A 1153-nucleotide genomic window follows, 5' to 3' on the forward strand; every position below is an offset into this window, starting at 1 on the left:
CGTCACGCAGTGGGTGCCGACGCCGGAGCACCCGAGCCTCTTGGTCGTCATCGAGGAGGGACGGCAAATCCTCCAGATGGCCAAGGACAACCGGTGGAAGGACGTCCTCGACCTGATCGACGACCTGTACACCCTGGCCCGCGCGACGGGGATCTGGATCATCTGGGCGACCCAGTACCCGTCCCGCACGAACGGCGGCGTCACGGCGATGGTCAGCGAGAACAGCCTCACGGTCATGTCGCTGACGGTGGACTCGCCGGTGTCCGACCGCGTGGTCTACGGCGAGAACGCGGCGACGACGGGCTGGGAGCCGTCGACGCTCGGCGGCATCCCTGGCCGGGCCCTGATCAAGCACAAGGACCGCAAACCCAGCCCGGTGCGGATCTGGCACGTCCTGGATGAGGCGGTGGAGGCGCTCCCGAAGGTGACCCCGTGGCAGCACGTCGCCACCTTGGCGCCGGAGCCCGCCGACCCGGGCGGCGGGCCGCGCCTGACCCTGGTGAAGGAGGCACCCGAAGCGGCGGCCGAGGAAGCGCCGGCGCCCCGCGCTGAGGAATCCGCGGCGACCCCGGCCGGTACCCCGACCAACCGGAATCGGGTCCTGGACACGGTCCGGTCGGCGTCCGGCCCGCTCGCCCAGAAGGACATCGTGGCGGCGACCGGCATCGACAAGGGCGGCGTCTCCCGCGCCGTCGCGGCGCTCGTCAAGTCCGGCGACGTGGCCAAGACCCCGGCAGGGATCGTCATCGCGGGCAAGGAGGTGTCGGCATGAGCAAGCAGACGATGGAGAGGGCCGCGCTGATCGCGGCCGGGCTCGTGATCGTGACCCTGACCGCCCTTGCCTTCTGGCTCAGTTACGCACACCTCGCCGAGGTGGCCGGCCAGCACGGCCTGGCAGGCTCCCCGATCCGCCAGTGGGCATGGCCCGCGACCCTCGACGCCTTCATCGTCGGCGGCGAACTGCTCATGCTGCGGGCCGGTCTCCAGGGCCGCACCGACTGGTGGGCGATCACCGCCACGGCGGCCGGGTCGATCGGCTCGATCGTCCTCAACGTCGCCGGAGTGGCCGGAGCGAGGGACGGTCAGCACGTGCCCTTCCTCGACTACGTGACCGCCGCTGTCCCCCCCACTGCCGCACTGCTGGCTTTCGGGC

2 protein-coding genes are annotated in these 1153 nt (G+C 71.4%); both read left to right on the forward strand.

Annotation, left to right across the window (positions count from 1 at the left end; all coding sequences use genetic code 11):
* A partial coding sequence (locus tag ACWGR4_RS47950; RefSeq protein WP_452134353.1) for a helix-turn-helix transcriptional regulator occupies positions 1 to 772 on the forward strand: 772 nt, incomplete at its 5' end.
* Positions 769 to 1153: DUF2637 domain-containing protein (locus ACWGR4_RS47955; protein WP_452134354.1), on the forward strand; the 385-nt coding region annotated here is incomplete at its 3' end. The genes ACWGR4_RS47950 and ACWGR4_RS47955, both read left to right, overlap by 4 nt.

Source organism: Embleya sp. NPDC055664 (assembly GCF_053618075.1).